Source organism: Lyngbya sp. CCY1209, from assembly GCF_055795065.1.
Map to the genome: position 1 here is coordinate 1 of NZ_JAYFER010000191.1, position 6663 is coordinate 6663.

The window sequence follows — 6663 nt, forward strand, 5'->3', positions numbered from 1 at the left end:
CAGCACCGGCAGGATGCCCGTGCTACTTCGACCGAATTCTCAGCACCGGCAGGATGCCCGTGCTACTTCGACCGAATCTACAACTCCGCCGTCCGACCTTTTTGCGGAAAAATACCCGCCGGTTTGACCTGCAAAAATGCGATAATTAAAACGAACACCAACACCTTCGCCATGCTGGTCGTCGCGAAGAAATTAAACAGGTCGGTTAAGGGCTGCAAAAATTCCACCGGAGAAATCAATAACGCCAACGTTCCCGAACCGATCAGATAGCTGACCGTTCCGATCGCCAACGCCGCGATCACCGCCCCGAACAGGTTTCCTACACCCCCGACGACCACCACCATAAACGTATCGACGATATAATTTTGCCCCGTATTTGGACCGACAGAACCCAATAATGTGATCGCACATCCGGCGATTCCCGCCAGTCCGGAACCCAATGCAAATGTCAAAGCATCGACGCGATCGGTGGGGATGCCCAAACAGGCGCTCATGCTGCGATTTTGGGTGACAGAACGAATCCTCAGACCCCAGGTCGAACGGTTCAAAAACCAATAAATTCCCGCCAAACAAAGCAGCGTTAAAATAATAATAAAAACCCGAGAATAGGGAAGCTGAAAATTCCCCATAGCCAGACCCCCCCGCAACCAAGCCGGCGCCGTCACGTCCACATTTCTGGCACTGAACCAGGGCTTGGTCAACACGTCTCCAAACGCCCGACCCAACAGGATACTCGCGGTTGTGGAAATTCCCGCAGATAGGACGAGTAAAAGGGCGATCGCCCCGTTGCGAATTCGCTCCCAGTTCCCCCGACGTTTGACCACAAATAAACCGCCAAAAAAGAGCAGGCAAAATATGGCGATACCCAACACCAAACCCCAGTTGACGCTCCGCACGAATTGGCGTAAAATTAAGCTGACCCCCCAAGTCGCCAACAGGGTTTCTAACGGTCGGCCGTACAGATATCGGATCACTCCCCTTTCCAACAGTAGCCCCACCAAACCCGCGACGACAAACGCCACGGGGAGGGCGACGAAAATATAGATACTGAATATGGGGGAATCTTCCAGGGGTTTGAATACATTTTGAACGACGAAGGTGGCGTAGGCTCCTAGCATCATCAATTCCCCGTGGGCGAGGTTGATCACCCCCATCAGTCCGAAGACGATCGCCAACCCCAAAGCCGCGATCAGCAACACCGAACCGATACTGATACCATTAAAAATGGCGATGGCAAGTTCTTGCATTTTTTAAGATTGAAAACAACCGCAAATGGACAGATATGGCAGGCAACAGGCAACAGGCAACAGGAAACAGACAACAGGGAGAAAAAGCTTTCACAGTCCGGGTTTCAGAATTGATCGCTGTCGCCAGGGCGGTTGCCATATCAACCCTCCGATTTCCGCGAAAAAAGGGGAGAAGGGGAAATTAAATTCCCCGTTCTTCCAGCCATCAATTATCGAGATTTAAACCCCGTCCATTTGGAATTTTTCGCCCTTGGCAGGATCGGTCCAGTCGCAGGCGTAACCCTTCGTACTGGGGACGTATTGATTCCACGCGATCGGCTGTACCGGACCGTCGGACGCCCAGACAATATCGAACATCCCATCATCCCGAATCTGGCCGATTCGCACGGTTTTGGACAGGTGGTGGTTGGGGTTAATTGTCACCAACCCTTCCGGGGCCTGTAATTGCTGGCCGATCGCCGCGGCCCTCACCGCTTCGAGATCGTCGGCCGTCCCCGCCTGTTCCACCGCCTGTTTCCATAGGTAAACCATGATGTAAGCGGCTTCCATCGGGTCGTTCGTCACCCGATCTTGACCGTATTTGTTCTTAAACGCCTCCACCCAAGTTTTATTCTCGGGAGTATCGACGGTTTGGAAATAGTTCCAGGCGGCGTAGTGGTCTTTCAAAAACTCCGGCCCGATCTGCCGCACTTCTTCCTCGGCGATACTCACCGACATCACCGGGTACAAATCCGGTGTCAGTCCTGCCCCCTGCAACTGTTTGAAAAAGGCGACGTTGCTATCTCCGTTGAGGCTATTAAAAATCACGCCACCATTCGGCAACGCCTGCTTAATTTTGGTTATAATTGCCGTGACTTCCGTATTTCCCAAGGGGAGATAATCTTCCCCGACCGTCGTTCCGCCTTTGGCGTTGAGCTGCTCTTTTATAATGGTGTTTGCCGTGCGGGGAAAAACGTAGTCGGAGCCGACAAGAAAGAATTCCGTACCCTTATTTTCTAATAGCCAATCCACCGCCGGCTCGATTTGTTGATTCGGGGCGGCTCCGGTGTAGAAAATATTCTTGGAACACTCCTGCCCTTCGTATTGGACGGGATACCACAACATATGGTTTTTGGATTCAAAGACATCCTTGACCGCCTTGCGGCTGGCGGAAGTCCAGCATCCGAAAACCGTCACCACTCCATCTTGATCGATGAGTTTTTCGGCTTTTTCCGCAAATGTCGGCCAGTCGGAAGCCCCATCTTCAACCACCGCTTCGATCCGTTTGCCCAACACGCCGCCGTTGGCATTGATCTCCTCGATCGCCATTTTTTCAGCTTCCACGACGGTGGTTTCGCTGATCGCCATCGTCCCACTCAAAGAATGCAAAATCCCGACTTTGATCGTGTCGCCGTTGGCCGTGCTGGCTGTGGTTGCGTCGGGGGTTTCGGCTGTCGTTCCGTCCGTCGTTTCGCCCGTGGTTTCGGCGGCATTTCCGCAGGCTTTCAAAAACAGACTGCCACCCAACGCGGCAGATCCGTACAATAAAAACTTCCGTCTTCCTAATCCTTGGCTCATCATAAATAATGGGTACTCCAGAAGATGTGTTGAAAATTTTATCCGTTAATTTTACATTTTTAGCGGTATGACTTCAATCCTCACTCTCGATCAACAATGATGCTACGCAGATCCGATTGATTCGAGTCCGAAACTGCGATTTTACACGGGTGGAACTCGGCGCACAATCTGAGGATTTTGGATTCGATCCGGTTCGCCAAATCGATCTAAGTAAGTCTACCCAATCTCATCCTCATTTTACTGTTCAGTAATACCACCGATCTGCAACTGATTGACGGTGAAATTTTGGGCTGGTGTCGTATCCTAGAACAACTCAATATAAAAAAAAGTAATCAAAGATACTGTTTTTGAGGGCATCGTTGCGATCGCACCTCCCCAAGCCGATCTGGGCTTCGGATCGATCGCGGGTTGGGTTCCCCCCCTCACCCTGAGAAAAAACACCTTATTTCCGACTCTAAAATAAGCTCGGCGATCGATACAGATGATCGCCCCCCAAAAATTTCGCCCGCCCCGATCGCGCGATCGCCTGTCGGACGTCCCGCCAAAAATCTATACTGGAAATGTTGATTTTGGAGACTGAAACGATGAAAAATAACTCCCGGGGCCGCTTGGTTTGGAATCACTCCACCCACCTGCAGGGCTTGATCCCCGTACTCGATCGCCTCACCCACCATGACGGAATTCAAACCATCACCCCCGGCGTGATCACGAAAGCCAAGGGACACTGCCCCAAAATGAAATTGAGAGTTTCCGTCCCCATCCGGGGCGGCTTTAAAGTTCTCGCCAGAGCCGGAAAGACGGTTCAGGAAGTGTTTTTCATCACCAGTCTTTCGCAGCCGGAACTCGAAGGCGCGATCGCAAATGCTTTAAGAAAATAATTTTATAGCTGTGATTGATCGCGCTGTGGGCGGGAGTCGGGAGTCGAGAGTCGGGAGTCGGGAGAACTCAAAACCCCTTTGAATCAAAATTGTGGCGTTTTCAAATCCCCCTCGATTTGTCAATACGCTTTGGCTCATCGCGATATCAGCTTTCGGCAATCATAGCATCCGATTTGAGAACCCCGATCGCCTCTGGTGGTCGGGGTTTTCAACCCAACGGTTTTTGGGCCGGAACCCCCGCCGGACGGGGGAAGCGGTCGGGGGTGGGTTCGACTTTCCGCAGGTAAACGCAGTGGCGGACGCCCCCGCTCAAGGGCGTTTCAAACCCTTCCACCGACTCCAGCACGCCCCCCAATTGGCCGATCGCACGTTGGATCTCCTTTTGTTCCACCTCCGTCCACTGTCCCCGATAGAGAACCGCCGTCCCGCCCATTTTCAATAAGGGCAAACTGTATTCGGCACAAACCGACGCCGCCGCCACGGCTCGCAGCGTCACCAAATCGTAAGTTTCGCGATGTTCCGACATCTGGGCGATCGCTTCGGCCCTCCCCACGACGGGAAACGCCCTCTCGATCCCCAACTCCGCCACGATTGTCTGCAAAAATGCCACCTTTTTACCCGTACTGTCGAGCAACGTCACTTCGGACTCCGGAATCGCGATCGCGATCGGCAGACCCGGAAACCCCGCCCCCGTGCCAATATCGATGATTTTCAAATGGGAATATCCCCTCGATAGCCAGGGGACGACCCCCCGCAGGGAATCCCACAGGTGCTTTTCCCAAAACTCCTCCGGCTCGGTGATGCGGGTCAAATTCAACCGCCGATTCCCCGACAAAATCCGTTCGTATAAACTTTGAAACATCTCCCGCTGGCGATCGCTCGGCCTCCACCCCAACGTCTCGACCCACCGCGCTTCCATCCCCGGCAAAAGTAAGCCCCCAGTCTTTTCCATCTAAATCTCAACCCCAATTATTAATTGTTAATTGTTAATTATTAATTGTTAATTGTTCCGCTTCGGTGGGTCGCAACTGTCCGTGATCGAGACTCCAGCAGCGATCGGCGATTCTCACCATATCCTCCGCGTCGTGGGTCACCACCAACAGCGTCCAGTGAGATTTCAACTTTTCCAACAAACCCACCAACTGCTGCCGCATGGACCAGTCCAACCCCGCCGTCGGTTCGTCCAACATCAACAAATGGGGTTGGCGGATCAGTTGCACCGCCAAAGCCAACCGCCGCTGCTGTCCGCCGCTGAGGGAGTGGGGTGGCGTTTGCAGGGGAATTCCACTCAAACCCACCTCCGCCAGAGCCCGTTCCATCTGCTCCTGTCCGATTTCCGGGTGTCCGAGCCGCAACTCCTCCAAAATCGAGCCGCCGCAAAAATGGCGTTCCGGGAACTGGAACACCAACCCCGCCAGTTGCGGCAAATGTTCCGACGTCAACTCTTGCTCCCGCCAGCGGATGTCCCCTTTGGTTTGTTGCGCCAAACCCGCTAAAATTTCCAACAGCGTGCTCTTGCCGGAACCGCTGCGACCGACGATCAAGCCCATCTGCTGGGGGGCGAGCTCCAAATTCACGTTGTCGAGAATCGGAGCGTTGCAAGCCGCCGGATGATAGAGCAAATTTCTGATATAAAGCATTTAGAGGTTTTCTCGAATTGGCATTTCAACCGGGTGGAACGTGGCAAAACCCGTCAAAAATTATAGCATCGGCAGATTGTCACCTGCCGGGGTCAAACCGCCCGAACCGCCCACCTTCGACTTCTGGAAAGATTGCCATGATCGCCGTGTCCCGCCATTTTAAATCTATGCGACGCCGCATTGTCGCCCTCCTGAGTGTCGCCCCGATCGCGATCGCCCTTTCGGGTGGGGTTGCCACCGCCGATCCCTTCCGCACCGAGGACCCCCGGGCGATCGGAGAAACGACGGAAGCGGCATTTCGAGCCATGTTCGAGCGGGGAAACTACCTCGAAGCCGAACGGTATCTCCAACAGGCGGAAGGCGCCGAACCGGGGGAACCGATGATTTACGCCCTGCAAGCGGCCCTCGCCTACCAGGATGAAAACTGGGAGATGCTCGAGCGTCACGCCGAGCGCACCCTGGAAACCGCGATCGCCCTCACCCCCACGGACCCCCTGCGGGGCAATTTGTATCAGGCGGTGGGCCACTTTTTGCAGGGTGCCCACATCGTCGAAACCGAGGGGACCCTGCAAGGCGCCCCCCGAGCCTTTCAAAAGTTGCAGACGGTATTGCAATTGATGAACGCCGCCGAGCAAGTCGATCCGGACGATCCGGAACTGAATCTGCTCAAGGGATATATGGATTTATTTTTGGGTTTGAATTTGCCCTTTTCCGACCCGATGGAAGCTGTCGATCGCCTGGATCGGTACGGGGAGCCTCGCTACCTCGCCCGCTGGGGAATGGCGATCGCCTACCGAGATTTAGACCAGTTTCAAAAGGCGTTAGATTTGGTCAACGCAGCCCTGGAAGAAATCCCCGATCACCCGGAATTGTTCTATTTGAAAGCCCAGATTTTGGGGTCGCTGGCGAAGGAAAACAATAACGATACGCAACTGTTAAATGCGGCCAATACCAGCTTTCAGATCGCCCTGGCAAAACCGCAGCAGCTCCCCAAGCGCACCGTCGCCCAGATTTTTTACGAACAGTGCAAAATCCTCGTCCGCATCGACAGCCGCGATCGCCCCTGCGACCCCCTGCGCGATTCGATTGAGGAGACGGAGGGATTGTGGGGACCGGCTCAATTGCCGCCCATGTGAGCTGTGGGGTGTGCTCGGTGGGGAATCGGGAATCGGGAATAGGGAATCGGGAATCGGGAATAAGGCTTGCGCCCTTGGGAGTTAATTCCCAAGCGGTGCGGATATTCAACCGGATTTGATATTAAACCTGATATAGCAGTGCGCGCTCGTCTGTTTACAGTTTCCTCAGAGGGACAAACCTTTAAACCCTGATGTCGAGGGAATT

Annotated in this window: 6 protein-coding genes; 2 read left to right on the forward strand and 4 right to left on the reverse strand. The window is 53.9% G+C overall.

The annotated features are described in order from the left end of the window. Positions 1-77: 77 nt before the first annotated feature. Together urtB and urtA are read right to left on the reverse strand one after the other, a co-directional pair. On the reverse strand, positions 78-1247 hold the full coding sequence (urtB, locus tag AC0QHF_RS03320; protein WP_324702765.1) for an urea ABC transporter permease subunit UrtB: 1170 nt from the start codon (positions 1245-1247) through the stop codon (positions 78-80). Between the two features lie 219 nt (positions 1248-1466). Beyond that, a complete protein-coding gene (gene urtA / locus AC0QHF_RS03325; protein ID WP_473113539.1) occupies positions 1467-2807 on the reverse strand; it encodes an urea ABC transporter substrate-binding protein in 1341 nt (446 codons plus the stop codon). A gap of 581 nt (positions 2808-3388) precedes the next feature. Between urtA and AC0QHF_RS03330 the strand changes: the two genes are divergently transcribed. After that, positions 3389-3682 (forward strand): DUF2103 domain-containing protein, encoded by a 294-nt coding sequence (locus tag AC0QHF_RS03330; RefSeq protein WP_324702766.1) that lies wholly within the window; start codon positions 3389-3391, stop codon positions 3680-3682. A 208-nt stretch (positions 3683-3890) separates the two neighbouring features. Here the strand turns inward: AC0QHF_RS03330 and rsmG are convergent, their stop codons facing one another. Beyond that, entirely contained in the window at positions 3891-4634 is a 744-nt protein-coding gene (gene rsmG / locus AC0QHF_RS03335) for a 16S rRNA (guanine(527)-N(7))-methyltransferase RsmG (protein ID WP_324702767.1), read from the reverse strand. A 34-nt stretch (positions 4635-4668) separates the two neighbouring features. Beyond that, entirely contained in the window at positions 4669-5322 is a 654-nt protein-coding gene (locus AC0QHF_RS03340; RefSeq protein WP_324702768.1) for an ABC transporter ATP-binding protein, read from the reverse strand. A gap of 167 nt (positions 5323-5489) precedes the next feature. On the opposite strand from AC0QHF_RS03340, the gene AC0QHF_RS03345 reads away from it, so the two are divergent. Continuing rightward, a complete protein-coding gene (locus tag AC0QHF_RS03345) occupies positions 5490-6458 on the forward strand; it encodes a Sll0314/Alr1548 family TPR repeat-containing protein (RefSeq protein ID WP_324702769.1) in 969 nt (322 codons plus the stop codon). Positions 6459-6663 lie beyond the last annotated feature (205 nt).